Source organism: Paenibacillus sp. CFBP13512, assembly GCF_005233705.1.
GTDB lineage: Bacteria > Bacillota > Bacilli > Paenibacillales > Paenibacillaceae > Saccharibacillus > Saccharibacillus nuruki.
The window spans coordinates 532,672-558,557 of sequence record NZ_QGAD01000001.1 but is presented as its reverse complement, the minus strand read 5'-3'; the positions used below and the strand labels follow the sequence as shown (position 1 = coordinate 558,557).

The following is a 25,886-nucleotide window of genomic DNA, read 5'->3' as shown; positions in this document are numbered from 1 at the left end:
TAGTATTTGTAGTTTTATAAACCCTAAACCCTAAACTCTAAATAATAAATAATAGATTGTAGATTCTTAAAGGTTTTAAAAATGATCAACCCCCACGAAACGGAGGGAAAAGAATCGTGCTGAAAGAGCGAAGCGCTCGCCTTTAAGGACAGATATCGACTGCCCAGCAGTCCATCAAGATATCTGTCCTTAACAGCGACGACAAGAACGATTCTTTTCCCGCAGTGTCCCACTCCCATTCATTACAAATCGTTTGCGCATCATAGTTGATTTTATTTCTCACGCTCCACCATTTCTTCCTCTGTCGCCATCAGATCAGGAGGAACAAGCGCTTCTGTTTTATCTTTTCCAAAGCGAATAAATACCCATACACCAAGTAAAATCAATACGCCAGCGCTCAATTGAGTCCCTGTTAACGATTCTCCTAGCAACCAGAAAGCCAAAAGGGAAGCAAAAACAGGTTCACCCAATACCGCCATAGACACAGCACCAGCATTCATATATTTCAAAAGCCAGTTAAACAAATAATGTCCGAACAATGTGGGCACAATCGCAAGTAACCAGAATACACCCCAGTCTTTAGCTGCGTATCCGGTAAACGGAATATCATGAAACACATTGTAAAGTGCCATCACACTACCTGCGATAAAAAACACCCAGAAATTATAAATCAAAGCTTCCATATGAGAGCGGATATGCTTACTGATTAGCATATGTATAGCTACAGCAATTGTACCCAGAAACGATAAAATATCACCTTGTAGCGCTGTTCCCGACAGAGCGAAATCTCCCCACCCAATAGCGACTGATCCCAACACCGCCATACCCATACCGATAATCATAAATCGATTGGTACGTGTACGAAAAAGGAAATAAGAACCGATGACCACCATAATAGGCTCAAGTGTCAAAATAACAGTAGAACTAGCAACGGTCGTTAAACGTAACGATCCCATCCAAAGTAGAAAATGAAGCGCAAGCATCAACCCTGATATACCTAGCATCAGCCATGTTTTGGGCTGAATCCGAAATAGTTCTTTGCGATAACGAATCGCAAGCGGTAATAACAGTAAATTGGTGAAATACAATCGGTACATTCCGATCACAGATACTTCAGCATCTGACCACCGGATAAAGATCGACGAAAAAGAAATAGCTATAATGCCAATAACGTAGAGAAGTTCTAGAGGAATAGCAGGACTCTTAGAGGTTGCATGTGAATTCATAGGTGCGCTCCTAAATATAAGTATAATCATGTACATATTTTAATAAAATTATGCCTTCATGATTATACTCTATCCCTGATTAGCTGGGAATGATTACTCGAAAATCTTCCTATTGACAACAAAAATGCCCTTAAGAACTAGTAAAAAAGAACCATTAATTTCTATTTTTTTAGAAAAATAGGTCTAAAGATAACAAACTTAATATATTGATATTTTACTATTAATTTTTTTGTACGCTTTAATATAAGCGATTTATAGGAATTTTATTAAAAAAGTATTAAAAATAGAACTAGTACTTTTATACTAAAATAAAAACATTTTTAATCCTTTTTCGACAAAATAAGGTATCCGCACTAAACGGAGGGTACTATCATGCAGGGGCATATAACCATTTTTACGGATCATATCCGAAATATTGACTACGAAAATGTTATTTATTTCTATGAAACGTCATTTTGTAACCATCCAGATGAATTGGAAGTTTACGAAACCGCACGTTGTTGTGTAATTGCGTATACAGATCCTGAACGAACCGTGCACACGGCTAATCAGATCAGACTGTATTTTCCACAAATGGCATTATTGTTAATCACTGATGTATCGCAGCCAGTTAGTGACCAACATCTAGTGCGTATTACAGGAGTAGGGCGATTACGGTTGTTGTATTGGAAAGAGAATCATAGTGAAGAAATGTTGTCTGAAATTCAAAGTTTATTGTATCCCGAATATCCAGCTAAAAGTCCGCATATCGCTTTTATTTTATCGGTATATAACGAAGAAGAGCGATTCAGTCATGTGCAAAAATTCGCTGAACGATTACAAAAATTTATTCGAAGTCATCTAGTGGAAGGCTCTATTTATGTGATTGATGATGGAAGCTTGGATGGAACACAGCTTTTATTAGAATCATTAGAAAATTCCACGAGTATGGTGATCAACCGAATCAATCGTAATGCCAGTCCATTATTTAAAGCACAGCAGTTAGAGCGGAATACACGCAAAGCTGGAACGTATTTAGAAGGTATGCGCACGATTGAAGCTGATTATTATGTATTTGTAGATGCGGATGATTCTTTTTTTATTGAAGATATTGCCAAAATGATTAATGTGGTAAGGCAAGGCTATTACGATGTGGTGATTGGAACCAAAGATATGACGGCTGAAAATCGTTCTTTTGTTCGCTCGATGGTTAGCTTTTGCAAACGACAGATTTGTCGACCATTTTTACCATCAGGTGTGATTGATTCGCAGACCGGTCTCAAAATTATGAGTTCTGTTGCTGTCAAACGAATGTTTCCTCATTTGAAGCAAGAACTTGGACTTGCAGTTGATCTAGAAATGATGTTTATCGCCAAACGATTACAATTGCGTGTATTACAGATTCCTGTCAAATGTATCGACCGTGAAGGTTCACATATTGAAGTGTGGAAAGATTCAGTTCGCTTTTTGCGATCTTTAATCGATATCTGGCGACTGGATCGGCGGGTGCGTTAATGTGATTCGTCGGATAAGACCTATGCTTTTTCCTTTTTTTAATGTATTGCTGAATGGATTCAACTTCTTCTTCCATATCGCTGCCAGCTGGTATTTAACAGGGACTGCTTATGGACAAGCAAATGCGTTACTGGCTTTATTCGCTTTATTGTCTGTTCTAGGATTATCAATTCAATTATTAACAGCTAAAGTGGTCTCAAAAGAAGATCGTACATTGTCGCTCAAGCAATTACCTTTAGGTTCATTGTTAATCAAAACACCGATTATATTGAGCTTCACTTCATGTATTATCCTGTTGATGCTGTTGCCTGTATTACGTTCTGTACTTGGTGTAGATTCCGGTTCTTTATTGTTACTCTACATACTTGTTTTCTTGCATACGATTGTGAGTATGACCCGTGGTGATATGCAAGGCAAAGAACGTATGTTAGCGCTAAATATAAATTATTATATTGAAGTGTTAGGGAAGCTGATTGTCTTTTTTATACTTGCTGTTTTGGGCTTTACATTAGCAGCTGTTCTGATTGGTAGTTGTGCAGGCATGTTATTCGCTTTAATTCACGGTTGGATATATAGTGTGCGGCAAAATACAGCGCTCTCGGTCACAGCTGGGAATTCAAAGTTATCAGGGATTTGGAAGTCACTCGGTCAAGATTTTACAGATAGCTTGATGACCAATTTATTCGTTTTATTTTTTATTTCAATCGATATGATTTTTGTACAACATTACTTTCCCGTACAAAGTAGTGGTTATGCAATTGCTTTGAAATACAGTCAGCTCGTCTATTACGTTTCTTATAGTCTCATTGCTGCCTTTATTCCCAAATTAGGCGCTAATGGCGACAACAAGCAAGGTTTGCGTAAGTTGATTGGAATCTATAGCGTTCTAATGATCTGTGCAGCGATTGGTGTGTATATCGGAACTACTTTTATATTCCCATTATCAATTCCGTTGTTATTTGGTGAAGCTTACCAATCGGCAGAACAATATTTGGTATTAGGCGGTTGGGTGTACTGGTTATTCTCGATTGTGCTCTTTTTTGTTCATGTTCATGTATTAATCGGTCGACGCAAATTTATGTGGGGCATGTTAGCAGGTGCGGCTGCTTTATTGATTTCTTTTGGATGGTGGCATCAAAGCCCGCAAGACTTTTTACGTGCTGAACTGTGGTTATATAGCATTTTATCTATCTATTTTATTATTGATGCGTGGTTTTATTTATATTCCAAACAGACGTTGCCAGCACAAAAGAGGCAACAACATGATCCAACTATTTTGAATTGAAGGAGCAAGATTATGGATTCTACTTATGTAAAAAAAGATCAAATTACTATTTTACTGTTATCATGGCGTGATATTCGCTCTCCAAAAAGCGGAGGAGCAGAAATTTTCACTCATGAAATGTTAAAACGTTCGCAACAGAGTCGATATCGTTTTATCCATTTTGCTCCTCAATTTGAAGGGTTACCTGCTGAAGAAGAGATCGATGGAGTGACTTATATTCGTCAGGGCAATATCTATAGCGTTATCGGTCATGCGATTCGTTATTATCGCCAGCATCGCAATGAAATTGATTATGTAGTGAATCAATCCAATACACATCAATTTTTCACTTCATTCTGGGTAGAACCTGCAAAGCGTATATTCTTTATTCACCAGTTAACACGTGAAATCTGGTATGAAAATGCTAGCTTTCCACTGAATCATATTGGTCATGCTTTAGAACCCAGGATGCTGAAGTTAGCTCAAAAGGATCAGACAATCACAGTATCGCCTTCGACCCGGTATGATCTACTGCAATTAGGATTCGATGCGAAGCGTGTTCATTTATTACCAGAAGGCATTGAGTTCGAACACTGGCAACCCGAGCAATTTTTGCCTAAAGAAGCTCAACCTACTTTTATGTATGTAGGACGATTTGTAAAATATAAAGGGATTGATCTGGTATTCCAAGCGTTCGGCGAATTGAAAAAGAAATTTCCGCAAGCTAAATTATGGATCGCTGGTCGTACCAATCAAGAGTATGTGCAATGTGCGTTATTGCCGATCATGAATCAATATGGATTAACCTATGGTGAATTGGATGATCCTGAAGTGGATGTGATTTTTCACGGATTTGTGTCGGAAGAACGTAAGCTTGAATTGATGAGTCGTGCCCAAGCACTAGTCTTCCCATCATTGCGTGAAGGTTGGGGACTTACGGTTACTGAAGCGGCGGCTGTCGGTACACCAAGTATTGTGAGTAATTCACCAGGACTTGTCGATGCAACCGATTTTGGCAAAGCAGGGTATCTCTGTTTTCATGGAGATGTAAAAGGGTTGTCCGAGCAAATGGAACGTGCAGCTATGGGCGGAGAAGATTATGCAGGGATGCGTAAGCGTGCATATGAGTATGCGTTAAAGTTCCATTTCAATCATACAGGAGCTGCATTCGATACGTTTGTAGATCATTTGGTAAAGGAGGCACAAGAGCATGAGCAAAGTCGTCATTCTCTTCTCCACGTACAATAATGAACAGACGGTGGTCACTTGTCTGCAAAGTTGTATGAGTCAGGAGAATCATCAGTCGCTTCATATTGTTATTGCTGATGATGGCTCTAGCGATAACACGGTGCAGGTGATACGTGAGTTAGCTGAAGAGAGTATTGTACCTATTACTGTATTAGAATTACCGCATGGTGAACGTGGTATAGCACGGGTAACAGCGATTGCAGAAGCGCAGCGATTACATGCTGATTGTATACTGGTGATCGATTCCGATATGATTCTGGCAAAAGATCTGGTCAGTCAGTGTGTATCGTTTTTGGATGGTCATCCTCAGGTGGGAGCACTTGTTGTCCCTGAAGAAGCCTATTCGACAGCGACTAACTTCTTTTCCAAAGTCAAAGTATTTGAACGTAATGTCATTAATAATGCAGGAGAAACATTAGGTAAGCGTTCGATTGAAGCCGCACGATTCTGGCGCATGAATGCATATCAGTCAACCGGTGGCTTTAATGCCGATCAGATTGCTTTCGAAGAAATTCAGCCGACACTGCGTTATGTAGAAGAAGGCGGAGATATTCGCCGTGCTGTATGTACACGTATTTATCATGATGAAAAACAAATATATCTTAGCGATATATTACGTAAAAAAGCATATTATTTTTCGGTTATGGATCAGACTATTTCTTCAGAAGAAGGCGGATTTCGTAAAGCGTTAGAACGATGGTACTTTTTCCGTCCTGTCTTGTATTCACGTGCGAATAGACTTCAATATTTGCGTCATCCGTTGTTAACTGCCGGAATGTTTTGGATGTATATTTGTCTCAGTGTGCTCGGGGTAACTGCACTACTAAAAAGCAGTTCCCATTCTACCCAATCTGCACCTCTTAATGAAAATAAATAACACGCAATATCGTATCTTTAAATACTAATTGGTGAATCGTGCAGAGATCACTCGTATAATGCTCAAGTTCTTGCCGTGCAATATATACATCATGTGCAGCAAGATGAATCCCATCATGGACAGGATGCAGAAGCGACTGTCCTACCGGATATATTTGATTCATCGAGTGATGATTAGCCATAACCAGATGATTATGATTGATCAGTACATACGGTTGATCCGTTATTTTCATCATATCTGTAATAAATGCCGATAAATGATTAGCGAACTGTTGTTCAGCATGATAAGCGAATAGATTTCGTTCAGATTGCTGTAACGCTTCGTACAGAATGTTTTTAAGTGTTTCTGTCAGTTCTAATGGCTTGGTTAGAAATTTGAAAATACCTACCTGATTGATAGCAGATAGCATTGATTGAGTATGTAAATGACCGGATAAAATAATACGGACAACATGAGGATAATCTGCTTTCATCATTGTTAAAAAAGCAAGTCCGTCCATACCGGGCATTAACAGATCAGATACAACAACATCAATAGGATGTTGCTCAATAATGCGTAGTGCTTCTTTAGGCGTATTCGCCATATGAATGTGAAATTTTTCCTCTTCTAACCAACGTTCTAGAATCGTTAAGACCATCTTATTATCGTCAACAAACAGAATACTTTGGGTTTTCATAAGCTCTGGATAACTCCAATCATAGGTTCAGAAATGAGGAACTACATGTATAATATCAATGTTTTGGCATTTTTGAAAGATACTAGTGTGGCTTGTGAACTACGATTATTCTGTGAACGATTCAGTTCAGCCGAGCATGCACTCTGGGAAAAAGGGATGCATTTATTTCATCAATATCAAGGCAATCAACATGCTAATCTGACATTAACAGTCTCTCAAGGACTTAAACATATGGATGAACAATACGATGTATATATCGTGAATCTTCGCGAGTATACCGAAGAAGAATTGGATCTTCTGTATATCGCGAAGCATTGCGAACTGCTACTCCTCAGTAATGGAGAACCGGAAGATGCGGCTCGCTTTGCCGCGCTTCAGCGCCGAACACCGCGCTTATTATGTGCACGATTACCATTAGCCAAATTTGAATTGGAATGTCTCATGCAAGCGATCATTCACCGCTTGGAGCAGAATAAAGGAGAGGTACGGCAATGAAAGGTTGGGCATTTGTCAGACCAGCATGGCAACGACTGATTCTATATACCGTCGTTATGGGTATTGTAGCGCTGTTGTTATTTGCAATCCAGTGGTTCGCTGTTCATGAGTATCAGCTTCAGATCACAGAGATTAACGAAAGTCAATTGCAAGATATTGTGCAAGCGACTTCAACCAATATGAACAATCAATATCAGACATGGCAAGTGGAATTGAATGAACTTGCCGCTACTATTGGTAAAAATATATTGGATAATAGCAAGCGAGCGTATACCAGTGGAATTACACGTAACCCCGGCGAATTTTATGTGCTTACCAATCAATATGAGATTATAGGCGGTCGTAACAATACCATTATGCAAAGTGCTGTTCAACAAGTACAAACGTTACAAAATGGCTGTGGAATCACAGGATTTACAACCGAAAATAATCAACCTGTCCAATATATGATTTGTCGTATCAAAGGAACCGATCAAAATGGATTTGCTGTGCGTGCTATTGATACATCAATGTTGAGTCAACGGATCATTGCTGATTCTACACATTACGAGACTTTAATTTATAACGAAGAATTCAAAGTAGTCGGCTCTCATAATGCAACAGATATCGGTAGAGTCGATATTACAGCAGTTACCAAAAAATTACTAGACGGTAACACAGGGATCATCGAAGATAACCATATTAAATATGGTATCGGGTTCAGTCGCATTAATGATGACCATGCTCTTTATGTCGCTGTACATGAGATCAATAATGATACGGCTCAAAATGTAAAAGCATTTCGCAATCAAATGGTGTTGATCTATATCCCTGTTTTTTTGATCGCAGCGATAGTGATGGTGTTTTACCGCAGACGCGTGATCAAAGACAATACGGTAAACACTCAAGTTCGAGATCAGCGTCGTGAAGAAGATTTGCGTCAACAGCAGGATACGTATTACTTGCCGATGTTGCAATCCATGGAAGAACAATTACAAGAATTACAGAATCGAACCACCCGTTTAACCGGTGGCGATGATCTGAAATTACTGGGTTTCTATAACAACTTAGCAGACAATCTAGAAGCATCAGCCAGCCGAGGCGATTCTGCTTCACGTGCAGAACTTGAATTTTTTCGAGAGCTCAATCAGAACTTTACTCAAGGACGATTGAAGCAAGAATCTTATATTGCAGAGCTTGCCGTATCTGTGCAGGAACTTCGTGAAGAGTTAGAGCAGAAGATGCATGGTGCAGCAGGTATTAATTTTACAGATATGAATGAAGTAATCACAGAATCGTTGAAATGGGCAAATCGTGCTCTTGATATGAAAGGGGTCGAAGTGGTCGTCAAGCAAGAACCTGTATCTCCAATAGCGGCGCAGTCGGCGATGTTATATCGTACGATTCAAGGATTGGTTGAAAATGCAGTTGTAGCCATGGCTCAGCATTATGAAGCACCTCCTGATGTGAGTGAACACGGTGCTTTTGCTCCAAGATCGAAGCGAGTGAACAAAACACTTAAAGTCAGTTCTCTGATGGATGAAGAAGAGATTCTGATTACGATTGAAGATACCGGCGGAGGGATTGATGATAAGATGCGCTGGAACTACTTCCAGTCTGATTATTCTCAAAATAATAATGCCGACACACTCAGTCTGTATCATATGGATGCTTTTCTGAAAACGATCGGTGGACGACTTAAATTACGTAATACAGATCGCGGACTGCAAGCGATTATCCAATTAAGACGTTGATCGATTATAAATAAGCGAAGAAAGGAGGCTGTCACATGAAAAAATGGATCGAGATGTATCGTTATGATCTGGTCGCTGTATTGATTATGCTGGCAGCTATCCTTTTATTTTTGCTTCCGATTTACAGTTCAGGACAGATTGTATTTAGCGATATCGCTTTTGGAGCGACTTCTCATCGTTATTTGGAAGAGATTGCAGGAGTATGGAATGAACGCTGGTCAACATCTACGTTGTTTAATGCACCACGTATCCTTTACATTTTACCGTTTTATTTATTATCACTTGCTTTTGGCGAAAGTGGCCCGGTTTTGCTCAAGTCGTTTATTACGGGCTTGTTATTTATATCTGCGTTCTCCATGTATGCTTTTGCAAAGCGTCTGGTCAGTGTGTACTATTCACCTAGTTTTACTAAAACACGTATTTTTGCGATTGTGATCGGAGCTTTATTTTACGCGCTGAATCCGTGGGTAGTGTTTCGTATTCAACATATCTACTTATTGTGTGGATATAGCCTGTTTCCTTTAGTATTACGCTTTTTCTTTAGTAGCTTTGATCCGAAGTTTCAGAAACAACAGATTTATCATTACAACCTACATAAGTTATATCAGCGTAATTGGATCGATCTTTTTATGTTAGCGGCTGTGTTTACAGTAAGTGCTGCTGCAATTCATTATTTCTTTTTTGGAATGATTTATCTAGCATTTTTTACCGGTCTGTTATTAATCAAATTAACATGGACGTATAAACAAAATGGTTGGGCATTTTTGAAATTGTTGTATCTTAACTTTGCTCGTAAATGGCTTATTTTTGGTTGTTTTTTTGGATTGTTAAGCTTTTACTGGTTGTCATTATATATGGGAAGTATTCTTATGGATGCGCAAGCGTCACAACATAATATCAATGTGGTCGATACCTTATCATTATTCAGTCGTAACAGTACACTCAAAAATGTAGCTTATTTACTTAGTTATTGGTGGCCTATGTTTCCTTTATCCAGTTTACCGCTTATTTTCTATATCGGCGGTGGATTTCTGTTATTACTGATCGGCTATGCAATGGTTACACGTTCACACAAAAATCCGATTATTTTGATTTTTACTTTGCTAACTTTATTCTTTTTAATTGCTGCTACTGGAACGACATTTCCTTCGATTGCTGGATTTTTTGTCATTTTAGTCACCAAGACACCTGTAATCGGTTCTGTATTCCGTGATCCGAATAAGTTTATCGGTTTGATTGCTTTGAATTTTGGTGTGTTGTTGACGTTTGGGATTATTCAGCTGATTGAATGGTTCGGCTCGTCAAGGTTACAACGTATATTCAAACATACTGCTTTTGTTGCTGTAGTGGTATGTCTGGCGATTTATGTTACACCTTTACGGACTCAATTTGTAGAAGGGTATTATAAGCCTGTGACAGTACCCGCAGAGTATACCGAAATGGCGAACAAATTAACCGATCCTGATCGCTATGATAGCAAAGCGTTATATTTCCCCATTGCAGATAATATGATTCAAGGTTTTAACGGGGTAGCCACACCTTATTGGAATAAAAGCGAGACATCGATGCAGAAAGCAACAGGTGATTTCCAAGTCTATTCTTCGCCCAAAAATACAATCTTTCACCATGAAGGTAATGATCCGAGTATTACGTATTATATGAACTTTTTGCAGTATATGTTGGACAATGGATTAAGTTCGAAAATGGGTTCATTGTTTTCAACGTTTGGTATCAATCAACTTGTCTATCATAACGAATATGAAGGACAGGAGAAGCGGCAACAATTCCAGTTATCCATGCTGGAAGATCAAGCAGGATTGAAGCGCACCTACCAGAATTCGATCTTTTCGATATTCCAATTGGACCAAGCTCCTGAATATATGAATATTTTGCCTGCCAAAGTGATTACGCCTTATGGATATAGTCGACTGGAAAGTTATAGTCATCAGCCCGGCTTTAATTTCAATCAATTTGGAGTGTTGTTCAGTACACTTAATCCCAAGCTTGATACGATTCAGACGGTAAACAAAGGTGATTATGTAGAAGCTTCATCATATAACGATTTATTTTTATCACAATTACCAGAAGAAGATTATTTACGCCCATTTGATGCGATTGAAGATGGTAATGCTTTTCTAAAATGGTCCAAAACATTTGCTTCAACGAATGATTGGCTCTGGTATCTGTCCTCACAAAATATTAAAAACTTTTCATTTGATATGGAAATGGATGCAGGAATTGCTGTCACTTTTGCCAGTGAAAAATTAGATGTACAACCCTATCAGATGAGTAAGCTTGAAGGACGAACAGTCGTCGATTTTGATTCATTATTACGCACTGAAAAGTTTTTTACACCTGATAATCCGCAAATGTTCAGTGTACAGGCGAATCCATTAGATGAGTTAAATGATGTGCCTACACTACACGGAGAAATTATCAAAGGAGATGCCAATAATATCTGGCAAGTTGCCAAATCTGGCATGATCGAAGCCAAAGAAAACAATCCTTATCAATTCAATATCACCGCTTCAGGTCGAGGCACAAATAAAATGCATGTCAAAATGAGATTTTACGATGAACATATGGATGAACTTGGAGTGAGTTATGTCGTTGCTCCTTCGGAAGAAAATAACTTTAACGGTGTTAATTTCTACGGGGAATATGTATCACCACCGGGTAGCAAATGGATGCGAATTGATCTGTTAACTCAACAGCGTCCGGAGCAAAAAAATTACTGGTGGATTCATGATATTCAGCTACTTGATCTAGGACAATATCGTAAGCCTAATACATTTACAATGCACAAAAAGTTAGATCAAGAGCAGACAGCTCATGTATATGCTCGGATATTTATGAATAAGCAAGGTGGAGAATTGGTATTTGGGATGCCTGATAAGCAAGTCAATATCAACACACAACATGAAGGTAGCAATCAATTTGAATGGATTGACTTGGGAGAGCATCATTTCCCTGCGGGCGATTCAGCCATTACAGTAAACAATATTAAAGGCTTCAATGCAATCAATCTACTGGCTGTTGTTCCAACCGATCGAGCGGATCAATTATCATTCCCTGTAGAGCAAGCAGTGAAACGAGGTAAGTTATTTTTCACTCTAGAAGCAGAGAATGATTTTGCAGGACAGGGCAATACGCAGACCGAACGTGCTTTTCCTTTATTAAGTATGGGAAAAGGAATCAGTTATCAACAAGGAACATTGCAGAAAAAAGTAGATATTCTCAAAACAGCAGAGTATTCGACATCGATTCTGGCAAATATTCCTTCAGGCTATCAAGGAAGCTTGACGATGAAATGGATCAATCAACAAACAGGAGAAGTCATTTCTCGCAAAATAGCAAGCGATCAAGTATATACCCGATCAACCGATCCAGACACGATCAAAAATACAGTGATCGAAACGTTACCGGATCAAGATGGATTTGCCAAACAAAAGTTAAGTATTCCTCATTTACTTCGTAATTATGGACGTATTGAATGGAATCATTTACTGCTAACCAAAGGCACGTATCAATTGAAATTAGTGTTGGATAGTCAAGTACCGTCGCTGACCAATGAGCAAGATCTTCACTTGATGAAAGCGGATGAAGTCAAAGTACTGCCAAGTGAAGAGAATAATGAAAGTTTACTTCAGAATACGTCAGCAGAATGTATGACAGATATTCAGCCCGGACAGACACGCAAAGTGATATCTAAAGACGGGATCACCATCCAGTATGCACCTAGTTACTCTTGCGATTGGAATATTTACGCTTCTCAGAAAATGAAAGCTGAACCATTGGAAGAATATTCAGTCACTTTGGATGCTGTGTCTCAACAGATCAAACAGCGTCATATGAAATTAGTCTTCCTCAATGCTAATTCTCAAATTCTACAGACTACCTATATCAATGAAGTGGAAGAAGAGGATAAAAACAAGTGGAATCATTATGATCAAATCATAAAAGCGCCAGCCGAAACTGCAATGATGCAGTTCCAAGTGCTGGCGCATGCGAATCAAAAAGTAAAAGGTTCTTTTCAAATGAAAAACTACTCCATTATTCCGTATAAAGCGATGATTATGGTCGATCAATTCATGTTATTTGAAGGTGAGGATATCAATCAGTTCTTTACAGTTCCTACTCTCAAAGCAACAGTCCAAGCGACTCGTGAGAACTCGATGGAACGAAGCTTCATCTTGAGCAATCCAGCGCATGATCAAGTATTGATTCGTGAGACTGAATCGCCTAATCCGCTCTGGGAATTCCGATTAAACGGAGAGACTCAGCGAGCCAGACTGGCTGTTAACGGAGTCACAACCGGATTTATCACCGAAGGAAACGGAAGTGGAACAGTTGTTATTATTCTTGCTTCTGCTTATCGGATAGGCTGGATACTATTTGCAATAGGTATTCTAGCAGGTATTGCTTGTATTCTTCCTTACCAACGCTGGAAAAAGCGAAGGCAACGACGGTAATAAAATGTAAAATGATGTGCTTTTCGTTACATCACGTATTTGTATCCTGTACCCCAGACGGTGCGGATATGCTGAGGGTTTTTGGGATCGCGTTCTATCTTTTTGCGTAAGCTGGAAATATGTACATCAATGGTACGATCCAGATAAGCGCGATCTCCTCCTTTAATACGATCCATCAATTCATTGCGGGTAAATACTTTACCTGGATAATTATAAAGTTCTTTCATAATCGCAAATTCAATATGTGTCACTTCAACTTCTTGTTCTTCTACAAACAGACTGTGACGATAATCATTCACAGAAATACGACCTTTTTTGTCTTTCGAAACATTGACTTTAGGTTCATTAATAATGGTCGGGCCACTTCGACGTAATAAGGCTTTGATCCGAGCATCCAGCTCTTTGAGACTGAATGGTTTACACAAAAAGTCATCTGCACCATTATCCAGTGCTTTGATCCGTTCATTCAGCATCGTATTGGCAGATATCATCAATACAGGTACGGTAGATTGTTTGCGGATTTGACTGACTAATTCACTTCCATCCATATCAGGAAGCATAAGATCGGTTACGATAATATCGGGTTTGAAATGAAACAACTTTTGAATAGCGTCTTTGGAATCATGAATCATTTCGGTAAGGTAACCTTCTTCTTGAAGAAAAAATGCAATCATATCTGCCAGACTTTTCTCATCTTCAATAAGAAGAACTTTAATAGACATCGCTGTCACTCTCCTGTATGAAAAATAATAGGCTTGTTGAATATCTCCCTTTTCCTATTCTATAACATGTTTAATAGGACAATATTTAAATACCATGTATAGAATAATCAAGAACAGAATTTCAATAAAATAGTACTATTTCATTTTTGAATATAATGAAAGTAATCCAAATGTTAAAAAAATGCGAATCAATTAGCATGAAATTTTATACAGAAAAGAGAACTTTCTTAAAATATACATGAGAAAATGGAATAGGACTATAGTATCATTCGACTCTTTACATTTATTTTCGGCATAATCAGTTAAAATGAACAGTTTTTTAAGATTTACTACAATTTTTTTGGAAGAAGGTTTCATATATGCGCATGATATTGTTGTCCGGTGGGTCAGGTAAACGTCTGTGGCCTTTATCGAACGTTAATCGTCCCAAACAATTTCTTCCCGTTCTTCGCCATCAAGGTCAGCCTGAAAGTATGCTTCAGCGCATATGGCGACAATTACAAGATGCAGGGCTATCCGAGCAAGCTTATTTTTCGGCTAGTGGGCATCAAGCTGACTTGATTCGAGGACAAATTGGTATAAATGCTACCATTATCGAAGAACCTGCGCAAAGGGATACTTTTCCAGCAATCGCTTTAGCAGCTTCATATTTATATCATCATGCCGGTGCCAAACGTGATGAAATGATAGGAGTTATGCCAGTAGACGGTTATGCCGGTGATGAATTTTTTGAGCATTTGCGTAAGCTTCCATCTATCTTAGAGAATTCTGGTGATGACTTAGTTCTTATGGGTGCTTCTCCTACCGAGCCTTCAGACAAATACGGATATATTGTACCATTGTTGTCTGATATGGTGGATAAGGAATATTTTGGTGTTTGTTCATTTATAGAAAAACCAGATGTTATCACTGCCCAATCCTTAATACATAAAGGGGCATTGTGGAATTGCGGTGTATTCGCATTTCGCTTAGGATTTCTGCTAGATCATATGGATCATCAAGGATGGAACTCCAATTATAATGATTTACTAAGCAATTATTTGTCGTTACCAAAAACAAGCTTTGACGTAGCTGTTGTAGAAAAAACAAGTCATATATCAGTATTACCGTTTAATGGAGAATGGCGCGATCTGGGAACATGGGACTCTTTAATTCGTGAAATGGATTTTGATGTCACGGGTTCAGGATACATTTCTCCGTTATCTGATAAGACGCGAATTATCAACGAATTAGATATACCCGTGAGTGTATGGAATGTGCCAGGTATTATCGTGGTTGCCGGACCTGATGGCATATTAGTTACCGATCGGGAAGATGCAACAGGCATTAAAGATATGGTCGGGCAAGTAGAAATTGCCCCACGTTTTGAAGAAAGATTCTGGGGAAAACAAACAATCCTTTCTCATCGTAAAGATGAAGGTGGACTTGAAACAGTGACTAAACGTGTAGTCATCACGTCAGGTAGATCGATTAGTTATCATGAACATAAGTTACGTAAAGAAGTATGGACTATTGTATCAGGTATAGGCAAGATTTGCCTTGATGGAGTCCTAACTATAGTATCTCCAGGTGATGTCATTGTCGTAGAGCCTGGGATAAGACATTATATTAGCGCTTCAGAAGGCGAACTGGAATTTATTGAGTCACAGATAGGGAAAGCTGTATCGGAGACTGACATTTTTAGATACGAATATCCTGGAGTGAATCCAGATCTTTTGTTATCAGAAGGTCTTTCGGGTTAACCTGCTGTCCGTGGTAGAAAGGACCGTTAGTCATGAAATACAGAATACTTCTTTGGTTCCGATCGCCTTGGATTGGAACAATCATCTTAACGATCTTGGGCATAGCAGGTAATTATTTTAAATGGGATTTATCTTTAAATTTACGATTTGCACTGGGCAGCGCAGCACTTTTGATTATTTTTCGTCTCTACGGATTACGATTTGCTGTGCCTGCTTTACTCGCTATAAATATACCTTTTGGATTTGGCGGGTCTTATCTTTTCATGACCGGCTTGTTTGGCTTGGAAATTTTGTTTTTGTACTTTTATTTTAAGTGGTTTAATAAAGGTATTTTGTTTAAAGGCGATCTTTTATTCTGGGGATGTATCGGACTCCCTTTAGTATTCTTAATGTACCAGTACCGTCTTGATGAAATGGGAATCAAGATGATGACACTGGTTATTCTGGAACAAAGTTTTAACAGTATTATCAATTTATTGATCGCTTCGATTTTGTTAGAAAGTATTATAAGTCGTATCAAAATAGATATTAAGCCTACGTATACAATTTCGTTGGGGCGAATTATTTTTAAGTATTTAATTGCCTTTGTTATCTTTACGTCGTTGCTATTATTGACCGTGAGCAGTCATCAGCAATTTCAAGACATTCGAGGATTGTATTCTTCGTATTTGGAACGTTCTTCTTATATTTATAAGCAAGATATTGAAGGTAGTTTTTCGGATATGCGTACAGTCAAACCGTTAATGAATAAATATAAAAAAAATTTCTATATTGATTCTGTTCTGGTTAGTCCGTTAGGTTCGTCCATATACAGCACACTAGATAATAAGACAACAAAACAACTCGTTCAAGATGGAAGTTATGAATCGTTGATGATTAAAGAAACAGCAGACGGAGCAAGAATTTTTCATCATTTTCCGTTAAATCGGTTAACCCTGATCGAGAGATGGCAGGAGTCGTACTTTGTTATGGATATTCCACTAAATCATAATTATCGATTACTTTTAAAATTGACAGCGGCGTTTTATTTAGAACGTATTTATATATTTTATATTCAGAGTATTATTACGATTCTGATCGTTATTGGTATTGCGATTTTGTTAGCACGACCGATTAGTCGCAAAATTACCAAACCTTTACTGGAATTAGCTAAAGCGTCTAACAATATTCCACGTAAATTGGTTAAAGATACGCCTATTGATTGGCCTAACAGCAATATTTCCGAATTTCATGCGTTGATCGAGAACTTCAAATTGGTATCGCTTGTGTTGGAGAATCAGTTTTTGCAAATTCAACGGGATAAAGAAAATCTAGAAATTCGTGTAGTCGAACGTACTTTTGATCTGGCTGAAAGTGAATCACAGAAAAGGGCTATTCTCAAATATGCGATTAACGGTATTATTTCAACCGATCATCAGATGAAGATTACAGAATTTAACCCTGCGGCAGAGCAGATGTTCAAGTACAGTCGTGAACAGGTCATTGGCAGGCCTTTATCAGATCTATTGGTTATCGACACAAGTCAGCAGGAAGACTCCAATCATTCTATTACAGCGATACGCTCGGATGATACGCCTTTTCAGGTGGAGCTGACACGTAGTGAAATTTTGGCAGAAGAATCTTCTTTTCAGACTTTCTTTGTACATGATTTAACCCAGCAGGAAAAAGAACGTGCACAGCGCAATGAGCATGAACGTCAATTAGAAGCACTTAATGATCGCTTGCGAGAAGAGCAGGGTGTAGCTGAAAAGCAGAAAAGTATTACAGGGAATCTACTTGAATCGGTACAAGAAGGTATTGTGATGTGTGATTCAAAAGGAATCATTTCTTTTATCAATCCTACCATGTTATCGCTATTCAAAATCAAAGATTATACCGGCTACTCGGTACAGCAATTGTTACATCATATTGAAGATCAACTGATTGAAGGTACAGCATCATGGATTGAAAAGTTAGAACAATTCTTAAATGGTGAACCTCATTGGAATCAAGGCGAGCTTGTATTGCTGAAAAATGAAAAGATTTTATCGCTTTATGTCACTCCAGTGACCGATACCGTCCAACAGATTGAACATGGTGTTATTCTTGTTTTTCGGGATCGTACAGAAGAAGAACAGGTCAAACAAATGCAAAATGAGTTAATTAGTGTTGTTTCTCATGAGTTGCGTACTCCTCTGTCAGCGATGATGGGATATATCGAAATGTTAATGATCTATCAGGATATGTCGATTGAGAAAAGACATACTTTTATAGAAACGATTCATCAAGAAGGGCAACGATTGTCTCATTTGTTAGATGATTTCCTCGATATTCAGCGCATCGAAGCAGATCATGCCGAATATCATATGACGTATATTCCTCTGTATGAACTGTTACAAGGAATCTGTCATCAATGGAATCCAGATTCGAGAGATCGTATTATTCTTCATCATGAAGGGGTCGATGAAGTCTTTATTACCGGTGATCATCATCGTTTAATTCAAGTTTTTCAGAATCTAATCAGCAATGCGCTTAAATATTCATCTGCTGAATCGCTTGTTCATATTGTGATTGAAGAATTACCTCATCAGATTCGTGTATCTATAGAAGATTCAGGAATAGGTATTCCTGTTGAAGATCAAGCTCGTATTTTCCAAAAATTTTTCCGAGCAAGTTCTGCGTCTGAACATCAAATCAAAGGAACGGGGCTTGGATTATATATTACGCAACGAATTGTTAACGATCATAAGGGTGAATTAAGTTTTGTATCGAGACCGAATGAAGGTTCTGTCTTTTCTGTTCTTTTACCGAAGCCCAAAAAGAATGATTCTGCACATTCTATCGAATAATACGTTATCATCTGTTTCATTGTTCTGTCTGCTAGGGTACTTACAATAGGAAAACAGATAACGTTGTGAGTATCAAAAAACAGTTATCTAGTACAAACACATTCTGAAATATGGAGGCTTATCCACATGGCAGAAACAAAATTAGTAGGTAAAGTAGCAGCAGTAACAGGTGGCGGATCAGGAATAGGTAAAGCATCAGCGATACGATTTGCAGCAGAAGGTGCTGTTGTATATATGTTAGATCGTACGCCTGAAAATGCAGAAGAAACCAAAGCCGAAATTGAAAAAGCTGGCGGAAAAGCATATGTGATTGAGTGCGATATTTCCAAACCAGAAATGATTGAAAGTGCTATGAAACAAGTAGTGGCTGAAGCAGGTCAGTTGGATATTGTATTTGCGAATGCAGGAATCAATGGTAGCAAAGCCCCTATCGAAACATTAGAAATAGATGATTGGAATCAAACGGTAGAGATTAATTTACGAGGCACATTTGCAACTGTAAAATACGCTATCCCTCATTTGAAAGAAAAGGGCGGTAGTATTATTATTACAAGTTCAATTAATGGTAATCGTGTATTCTCTAATGTAGGATTCTCTGCATATGCTTCAACCAAAGCAGCACAAGTAGCATTTATGAAAATGGCGGCGCTAGAACTTGCACGCTATAAAATCAGAGTTAATGCGGTCTGTCCGGGAGCGATCGATACCGAAATCGACGACAATACGTATCCAAGTGACGATCTAAAAGAAGTCGAAATTCCAATGGAATTCCCAGAAGGCGATCATCCGCTTAAAGGCGAACCTGGTAAAATCGAAGAAGTGGCTAATCTAGTGCTATTCTTGGCTTCTAGTGAAGCTTCACATGTAACAGGTACAGAGATATTTGTAGATGGCGCAGAATCGTTATTACGAGGATAGTTGTATCTACAAGTATAGATAGATAAATGATACTATGCTAGTCCTATCAAAGTCCTTTTTCGAGCATATCGGGAAAGGACTTTGTTGTCTTTATGCACAAAAGTATCCTTTTTCAAATCAATCAATTGACAGTGTCAGGTGTGCTGAATTAAGCTAAAGGTATCGAACGTATTCACGTGATTTAACTAATAACGAACCATTCAAATAAATAACTGCACATGAAGATAGAGGGAGAGTCTGTGGATGTATGTGATCCACCACCGAAGGAGCAAGTTAATCATTTGGCGATGATTGATTAATCTCTCAGGTACCCGAACCGCTATCGGATGCAACTCTGGAGAGAGCATACCAGCCACCCAAGGAGTACAACCGATACGATTCGGTCCAAACTCTCAGGTAACGAGGACAGAGGAATAAGCCACGCGCGGGCTATTCCCTGTCTTTTTTTGTGCGCGCATATTTTGGTGATAAGGGAGAAGAGGAATTTATGCGTTTTAAAAATGTATTCAATATTATAGGGCCGGCGATGGTAGGACCGTCTAGTTCACATACAGCAGGAGCAGCTCGCCTAGGAAGAGCTGCTCGTCATTTTTTAGGAGCATGCCCTGAGCATGTAAAGATTGTTTTGTATGGTTCGTTTGCAGAAACGTACTGGGGACATGGTACAGATCTAGCACTTGTCGGTGGTCTGCTTGATTATGATACCGATGATGATCGCTTACCAGATGCAGCAGAAGAAGCCGATCGTCAAGGGATAACGATTTCTTTTGATAAAGGCACAGGCAATTATCCGCATCCTAACTTTGTGCGAATTATTGTACAGCATGGAACAGAAACAGCTGAAGTAGCAGGTGCTTCGATCGGTGGCGGAAATATTGAGATTCATGAATTAAATGGATTCGATGTACGAGGCTCTGGTCAGTATCCGATGCTTGCTGTAGAACACACGGATAGTAAAGGTGTACTGGCTGATATTACACGCACACTTAGTGATGCGGAACTCAATATTGGATTTATGGATGTGGATCGCAAAGCTCGTAGCGGTGAAGCGATGACTGTTATCGAATTGGATACTGCGCCTGATCCGCATGTGTTGAATCGTATTTTACAATTGCCTTATGTAACTCGTGCGGCTGTTATAGACTTGAAGTAAATGAAAGACAAAGGAGAGTATAGAATATGCAATTTCGCACGTTAAAAGATATTGTTCGGTTATGTGAAGAACGTTCACTCACGATTGCGGAACTGATGATTGAAGAACAAGTAAAAGAAACAGGGGTTAGTGAACCTGAAGTGATCCAGCAGATGGCAGATTACTATCAAGTGATGAAAGAAGCAGTACACCGCGGAATTACAGAAGATACCGTTTCACGAAGCGGTCTAACGGGCGGAGATGCACGCCGTGTGCATGAGTATATGTTAAGTGGAGAAACTTCTTCAGGCAGTGATGCTACTCGTGCGATGGCGTATGCGCTAGCTGTATCTGAAGTCAATGCTTCGATGGGTCGTATTATTGCTACACCAACCGCAGGCTCATGTGGCATTATTCCTGGCGTATTTGTCAGTTCGCAAGAACGTTTTGGATGGGATGATGCTCATATGGTTCTAGGACTATTTGCAGCAGGAGCGATCGGTTATGTGATTGCCAACAATTCTTCGATTTCAGGCGCAGAAGGTGGATGTCAGGCAGAAGTCGGTTCAGCAATTGGGATGGCAGCAGGAGCGATGGTCGAGATGCGTAAAGGTACACCCGAGCAAGCTATGCATGCTGTAGGATTGGCTCTCAAAAATACACTGGGATTAATCTGTGATCCGGTCGCTGGACTTGTCGAAATTCCTTGTATTGTTCGTAACGGATTAGGTGCAGTGAATGCGTTAGCAGCGGCAGATATGGGACTTGCTGGAGTGCGTAGCGCTATTCCATCAGATGAAGTGGTCGATGTGATGTTACAAGTCGGACGTTCTATGCCAAGTGAGCATCGTGAGACGGCCCGCGGAGGATTAGCACAGACACCAACCGGACGCAAAATTACTGAAGAATTAAGACGTAGAAGACAAGAAAATAAAAATTAACTTCCTCGCATGAACTATTTGAAGGGAAATGAAGAAAGTCGTTTATAATAAAACGACTTTTTTCGATTTTTCTTCAAACCTTTCCTTAATATTCCGATAAATTGTTGTATAATTCGATATATACGTAAATAAATTAGTAGTATAGTTACTCAACTTTTACCCTAGATTAAATATATTTACTTACTTAGATGGGTCTAAAGTATTAATTTAATTTCAAATTATAGGTTCATAAGATGTGTTTGGAGGTGAATACAACGTTATAGCTTGTTTGAGATAGAACAGGTTATAACTAATTATATGATATCCAAAGCGGGGTCAACACATATGAAGCAATATATAGCTTGTTTGTTGATTGTATTGCTGTTCTGTACTAATGCCACCGATATATCAGCGATGAGCAAAGAAGCCTTTACAGATATTAGACAATCTTATGCTGTTGATGCTATTACGTCATTGTCAGCACAAGGAGTCATTACAGGCTATCAGGATGGCAGCTTTCAGCCGAGACGCTCTATTTCTAGACAAGAATGGGCAAGTGTATTTGTTAAAAGCTTAAATTGGACATCAGAACCTGGAACGGTACTCCCTTTTACCGATGTATCACCTTGGGCAGTTCCTTATGTTAGTGCTTTATATCAGTATGATATTACCAAAGGAATCAGTGCTACCGAATTCGGTGTAAAGCAACCGATTAGTCGTCAAGATGTCGCTGTCTGGTACGCTCGTTATCTTGGCTTAACTGATCAGCAACAGGTGACGAATGTATCGACATTTGAAGATCAAGCCGATATTTCAGATTATGCGAAATCTAGTGTGTGGTTAATGGAGCAATTAGGACTGATGCAAGGCAATGAGCAACATCATTTTGCGCCCAAGCAACCTGTACAACGTCAAGCGGCTATTTTGGTAGCCTATCGGGTACTGCAATCAGGGGATAACTTACAGGAGCGTGCACAGCAATTGTTAGCAAGCCGCTCTACAGAGGCAACTCCACCTGTACTGACTCCCGAGCGTCCACCTGTAATAATAGAAAAAGATCATTCTGAACCAACGTCTGGATCAAATTCTGTAGATAGTACGCCTGAACTTACAGGGAGCCGGGCAAATCCTAAAGACAAAGACCATGATCGCAACAACCCTAGTCCTGATCCAGAAGTGCCTGTGCCGCCCGTCGCACCTCCTGTGTTGCCTCCAGTGGAATCTTCATTTGTATTTGATCGGGTGAATATAGAAGCGCCTGTACTGTGGAATGATCCTGCAACATATAGTGCATATCGACTGTCGTTTTATTTCTGGTATCAGGGTCAGAAGATTGCTTTACCTGAACGAGTCTCATCCGATCTGACATACCAATTCGAAGATCCATTAAATATATTTGATACACAGGGCAAAATTATTCATCCTGAACATATTCCAGCCACAGGCGGATTAATTCCTGTTCAACTTCATATTGTCTCACCACAAGCGAAGCTTGATCTTAAGATCGAGACCATGATAATGGTGACAATCAAAGCACCACCAGTGACACCACCTGTTGAAGAACCGGAATACAAGCCAGATTATGTGATTCGTTCTGTCTATCTGGACACATATACGTTAGATCAATCGGTATCGATTAAGCCAGATTCATGGCGTATCCGGTATGTGCTCCAAGATGTATATGGTCAACCGATTGCTTCTGAACATTTGCCAGCCGATCTTCATATTCGATTTGAAAATAATACGGGTATTATTGATGAGCAAGGACGGATTATCAATGTGCATAATATTCCACCGATAGGTAGCACGATTCCTGTCCAAATCAGTGTGACATCACCTTCGACTAGTGTATATCTCCATAAAGAATTTGAGTTGAACGTAGTGGCTGGTGAGCGTAGAAAACAATATTTTGCAGTATCCGTGATGTTAGAAGGTGGATCAGGTTCATCAACTACCCTAGCTGAAATGCAGCAGATGCGAAGTATGCTTGCTCAGATTGATCCGAATGTACATCTGACATGGGCAATCGATAACAATTTTGTTTTTCAAGAAAGCAATCGTCCTCAATTGCATCAAGTCTTACAGTATGTTGATCTGTATGGAGATGAAGTCGGTATTTTGTCTGGTTATCCGAACAATCACTATACGTTAGCACAGTGGGGCAATGAGATGAATGAGTGGTTGTATATGTATCGCTATAATGCTATGAATACATTGCATGAATCAGGTACAGTCGGACAACCATCGGTATTTGAAAGTATTCCAGCGGCATATCGTCCAACTTCATTATCTAGCTTTGCTGTCAATCCCGAGCAAGTGACATGGCTCAAAGATCATTTTGAGATTACATCCTATATGGGCTGGGCAGCGACGCAATATAATGTAAATCAATTATTTGGAGAAGGTTCGCCATTGATGCCTTACTGGTCGAATGAGCATAATCCATTGGTGCCTGCACAGGGAAGTTTAGATAATAGTGGAGCCGTCTTTATGAATCCAGTAACAATCGATCCTATCGGTTCACGTTATGTAGAAAAGTCTTCCCGGTGGACGATTCATCCGGGTGATCCGTATGTCAAAGACTCTAATGCTGAACCGCAATTGTATACTGCGCAGCAATATGTCGATAATCCTTATCAAATGATGAACACCGTTAACTATCTATCTATTGTGATTGATACAAACTGGGTGTTACGTCATGATAATTTGCTAAATGGATGGAAAGACTTTGTTGATCATTTTCCAGCAGGACGTAATGTGCATATTGTAGGGATCAATGAACTTGGGCAAACGTATCGAACGAAGTCAGGTTCTACCAATGCTCAAGCTCAATTTACATTGATGTTCAGAGGTTCCGGTTATACGACGGCACTAGATGGTAATAATTCTCCAGCTGATACTCGTTATTTATGGACAGAGAATCAATATCAGCGTCTAATTTTGCGCAAGCACGATGGAGATCAAGCATGGTCAGTGATTGATTTTACTGATTATACAAAAACGCCTGTTCCGCAGACCCCATATGCTTTTGACAGTCATACTGAAGTTAGTTATGTGACTGGACGTAATTATAAGATTGCGCCTAACGCACCGTTAACATCAGCTGAGATTCAGCGGATTCAAGAACGATTGCAACAGATTCATTTCACCGAAGATGTAGATTATCAGTAAAATAGTATAGCAAAAAGCATTCCTAGATCATTAGGGATGCTTTTTTTGATAGATCCTTGTCTATGGTTGACGATACCATCTAAAAGGAAGAAGATAGAAGGATATTTTGGTGAAATAGGGTATTGAAAAGGAGCCGATCATATTGAATATTCAGCCTCATATCTCAGATCATGCCTATAAACTTAAAGGTATTACAGAGTTATTTCAAACAGTATTAGAAGATAATCTAGTCGGTATTTATCTACATGGTTCTTTGGCGATGGGTGAGTTCAATCCTGAACAGAGTGATATTGATTTGTTAATTGTGGTACAAGATGCAATCAGTCAGCAATTGAAATTAGATATCGCTCAAAAACTTCTAATAGTAGAAGAAGATTTAATATACGGCAACGGGCTCGAGTTGAGTATATTATTGCAAAAAGATATAAATCCTTTTGTATACCCGACTCCATTTGAATTCCATTATTCAGCCCATCACCGCGAAAAGTATCGTACAGATACGCATTATATTTGCGGAGGGGATACAGATACCGATATAGCAGCTCATATTTTTGTTACATATCAGCGAGGTCTAACCTTATATGGTAAACAGATCTCCGCAGTATTTGCGCCAATCGACCCTCATTTGTATATTCAATCACTTTTGTTAGATATAGAACATGTATCTACAGATATAATAGATTCACCTGTATATTACACACTTAATTTGTGTCGGATCTTGCTGTTTCTTCAAGAACATATGGTGTCATCGAAAAAAGAAGGAGGGGAATGGGGAATCTCTGCATTGCCTTCTACCTACTCTGAGCTTATTCGTGCTTGCCTTGATATGTATAGTGGCAGTATAGATGATCCAAGATTGGAACCTGTACAGTTACAAGCATTTGCCGAATATATGGTAAATGAAATCCAACAACAGCTCAGTGATTCAACCGTATAAATAGGAGCACAATTCAGGGTATAGAGGAGCT

General features: G+C 39.1%; 18 protein-coding genes and 2 riboswitches. Of the genes, 14 read left to right on the top strand and 4 right to left on the bottom strand.

Translation table 11 applies throughout. The features are described from left to right. Positions 1–142: 142 nt before the first annotated feature. Entirely contained in the window at positions 143–283 is a 141-nt protein-coding gene (locus PaeCFBP13512_RS23150) for a hypothetical protein (protein WP_161594191.1), read from the bottom strand. After that, on the bottom strand, positions 273–1,226 hold the full coding sequence (locus PaeCFBP13512_RS02395) for a DMT family transporter (protein WP_137220834.1): 954 nt from the start codon (positions 1,224–1,226) through the stop codon (positions 273–275). Before PaeCFBP13512_RS02395 ends, PaeCFBP13512_RS23150 begins: the two co-directional genes overlap by 11 nt. Before the next feature lie 372 nt (positions 1,227–1,598). Between PaeCFBP13512_RS02395 and PaeCFBP13512_RS02390 the strand changes: the two genes are divergently transcribed. The 4 genes from PaeCFBP13512_RS02390 to PaeCFBP13512_RS02375 are packed head-to-tail and all read left to right on the top strand — an operon-like array spanning position 1,599 to position 6,109. Next, positions 1,599–2,720, top strand: a complete 1,122-nt coding sequence (locus PaeCFBP13512_RS02390) for a glycosyltransferase (RefSeq protein ID WP_069329901.1) — start codon at positions 1,599–1,601, stop codon at positions 2,718–2,720. Between the two features lie 22 nt (positions 2,721–2,742). Then, positions 2,743–4,005 (top strand): transporter, encoded by a 1,263-nt coding sequence (locus PaeCFBP13512_RS02385; RefSeq protein WP_441343312.1) that lies wholly within the window; start codon positions 2,743–2,745, stop codon positions 4,003–4,005. 12 nt (positions 4,006–4,017) lie between these two features. Continuing rightward, the gene (locus PaeCFBP13512_RS02380) at positions 4,018–5,232 is read left to right on the top strand and encodes a glycosyltransferase family 4 protein (RefSeq protein ID WP_137220830.1); all 1,215 of its coding nucleotides are present in this window, start codon (positions 4,018–4,020) and stop codon (positions 5,230–5,232) included. After that, complete coding sequence (locus tag PaeCFBP13512_RS02375) at positions 5,195–6,109, top strand: glycosyltransferase family A protein (RefSeq protein ID WP_137220828.1); 915 nt, start codon at positions 5,195–5,197, stop codon at positions 6,107–6,109. Before PaeCFBP13512_RS02380 ends, PaeCFBP13512_RS02375 begins: the two co-directional genes overlap by 38 nt. Here the strand turns inward: PaeCFBP13512_RS02375 and PaeCFBP13512_RS02370 are convergent. Then, positions 6,093–6,785, bottom strand: a complete 693-nt coding sequence (locus tag PaeCFBP13512_RS02370; protein ID WP_137220826.1) for a response regulator — start codon at positions 6,783–6,785, stop codon at positions 6,093–6,095. The two genes, PaeCFBP13512_RS02375 and PaeCFBP13512_RS02370, sit on opposite strands and share 17 nt — an antisense overlap. A 45-nt stretch (positions 6,786–6,830) precedes the next feature. On the opposite strand from PaeCFBP13512_RS02370, the gene PaeCFBP13512_RS02365 reads away from it, so the two are divergent. The 3 genes from PaeCFBP13512_RS02365 to PaeCFBP13512_RS02355 are packed head-to-tail and all read left to right on the top strand — an operon-like array spanning position 6,831 to position 13,485. Beyond that, the gene (locus PaeCFBP13512_RS02365) at positions 6,831–7,280 is read left to right on the top strand and encodes a hypothetical protein (protein WP_069329896.1); all 450 of its coding nucleotides are present in this window, start codon (positions 6,831–6,833) and stop codon (positions 7,278–7,280) included. Continuing rightward, positions 7,277–9,013 carry an ATP-binding protein gene (locus tag PaeCFBP13512_RS02360; protein ID WP_137220824.1) on the top strand — a complete coding sequence of 579 codons (1,737 nt, stop codon included), beginning with the start codon at positions 7,277–7,279 and terminating at the stop codon, positions 9,011–9,013. Before PaeCFBP13512_RS02365 ends, PaeCFBP13512_RS02360 begins: the two co-directional genes overlap by 4 nt. 35 nt (positions 9,014–9,048) lie before the next feature. Continuing rightward, the gene (locus PaeCFBP13512_RS02355) at positions 9,049–13,485 is read left to right on the top strand and encodes a hypothetical protein (RefSeq protein WP_137220822.1); all 4,437 of its coding nucleotides are present in this window, start codon (positions 9,049–9,051) and stop codon (positions 13,483–13,485) included. 26 nt (positions 13,486–13,511) lie between these two features. Here PaeCFBP13512_RS02355 and PaeCFBP13512_RS02350 read toward each other — a convergent pair whose 3' ends face one another. Beyond that, a complete protein-coding gene (locus tag PaeCFBP13512_RS02350) occupies positions 13,512–14,207 on the bottom strand; it encodes a response regulator transcription factor (RefSeq protein WP_069329893.1) in 696 nt (231 codons plus the stop codon). A 359-nt stretch (positions 14,208–14,566) separates the two neighbouring features. Here PaeCFBP13512_RS02350 and PaeCFBP13512_RS02345 point away from each other — a divergent pair, with 359 nt between their 5' ends. The 7 genes from PaeCFBP13512_RS02345 (at position 14,567) to PaeCFBP13512_RS02315 (ending at position 25,855) form a co-directional block, all read left to right on the top strand. Further along, positions 14,567–15,949: a sugar phosphate nucleotidyltransferase gene (locus PaeCFBP13512_RS02345; protein ID WP_137220820.1), complete on the top strand. Its 1,383-nt coding sequence runs from the start codon at positions 14,567–14,569 to the stop codon at positions 15,947–15,949. A gap of 32 nt (positions 15,950–15,981) precedes the next feature. Then, entirely contained in the window at positions 15,982–18,777 is a 2,796-nt protein-coding gene (locus PaeCFBP13512_RS02340) for a PAS domain-containing sensor histidine kinase (RefSeq protein WP_137220818.1), read from the top strand. Positions 18,778–18,903: 126 nt separating this feature from the next. Further along, positions 18,904–19,695 (top strand): SDR family oxidoreductase, encoded by a 792-nt coding sequence (locus PaeCFBP13512_RS02335; RefSeq protein ID WP_069329890.1) that lies wholly within the window; start codon positions 18,904–18,906, stop codon positions 19,693–19,695. 218 nt (positions 19,696–19,913) lie between these two features. After that, positions 19,914–20,024: riboswitch (glycine riboswitch) on the top strand. A gap of 3 nt (positions 20,025–20,027) precedes the next feature. Then, positions 20,028–20,106, top strand: a riboswitch (glycine riboswitch). Positions 20,107–20,182: 76 nt separating this feature from the next. Next, positions 20,183–20,848 carry an L-serine ammonia-lyase, iron-sulfur-dependent subunit beta gene (sdaAB, locus tag PaeCFBP13512_RS02330; protein ID WP_137220816.1) on the top strand — a complete coding sequence of 222 codons (666 nt, stop codon included), beginning with the start codon at positions 20,183–20,185 and terminating at the stop codon, positions 20,846–20,848. A gap of 26 nt (positions 20,849–20,874) precedes the next feature. After that, entirely contained in the window at positions 20,875–21,768 is an 894-nt protein-coding gene (gene sdaAA, locus PaeCFBP13512_RS02325; RefSeq protein WP_137220814.1) for an L-serine ammonia-lyase, iron-sulfur-dependent, subunit alpha, read from the top strand. A gap of 324 nt (positions 21,769–22,092) precedes the next feature. Then, positions 22,093–24,918, top strand: a complete 2,826-nt coding sequence (locus PaeCFBP13512_RS02320) for an S-layer homology domain-containing protein (RefSeq protein WP_137220812.1) — start codon at positions 22,093–22,095, stop codon at positions 24,916–24,918. A gap of 142 nt (positions 24,919–25,060) precedes the next feature. Next, positions 25,061–25,855 carry an aminoglycoside adenylyltransferase domain-containing protein gene (locus PaeCFBP13512_RS02315; RefSeq protein WP_241669247.1) on the top strand — a complete coding sequence of 265 codons (795 nt, stop codon included), beginning with the start codon at positions 25,061–25,063 and terminating at the stop codon, positions 25,853–25,855. Positions 25,856–25,886: the final 31 nt, after the last annotated feature.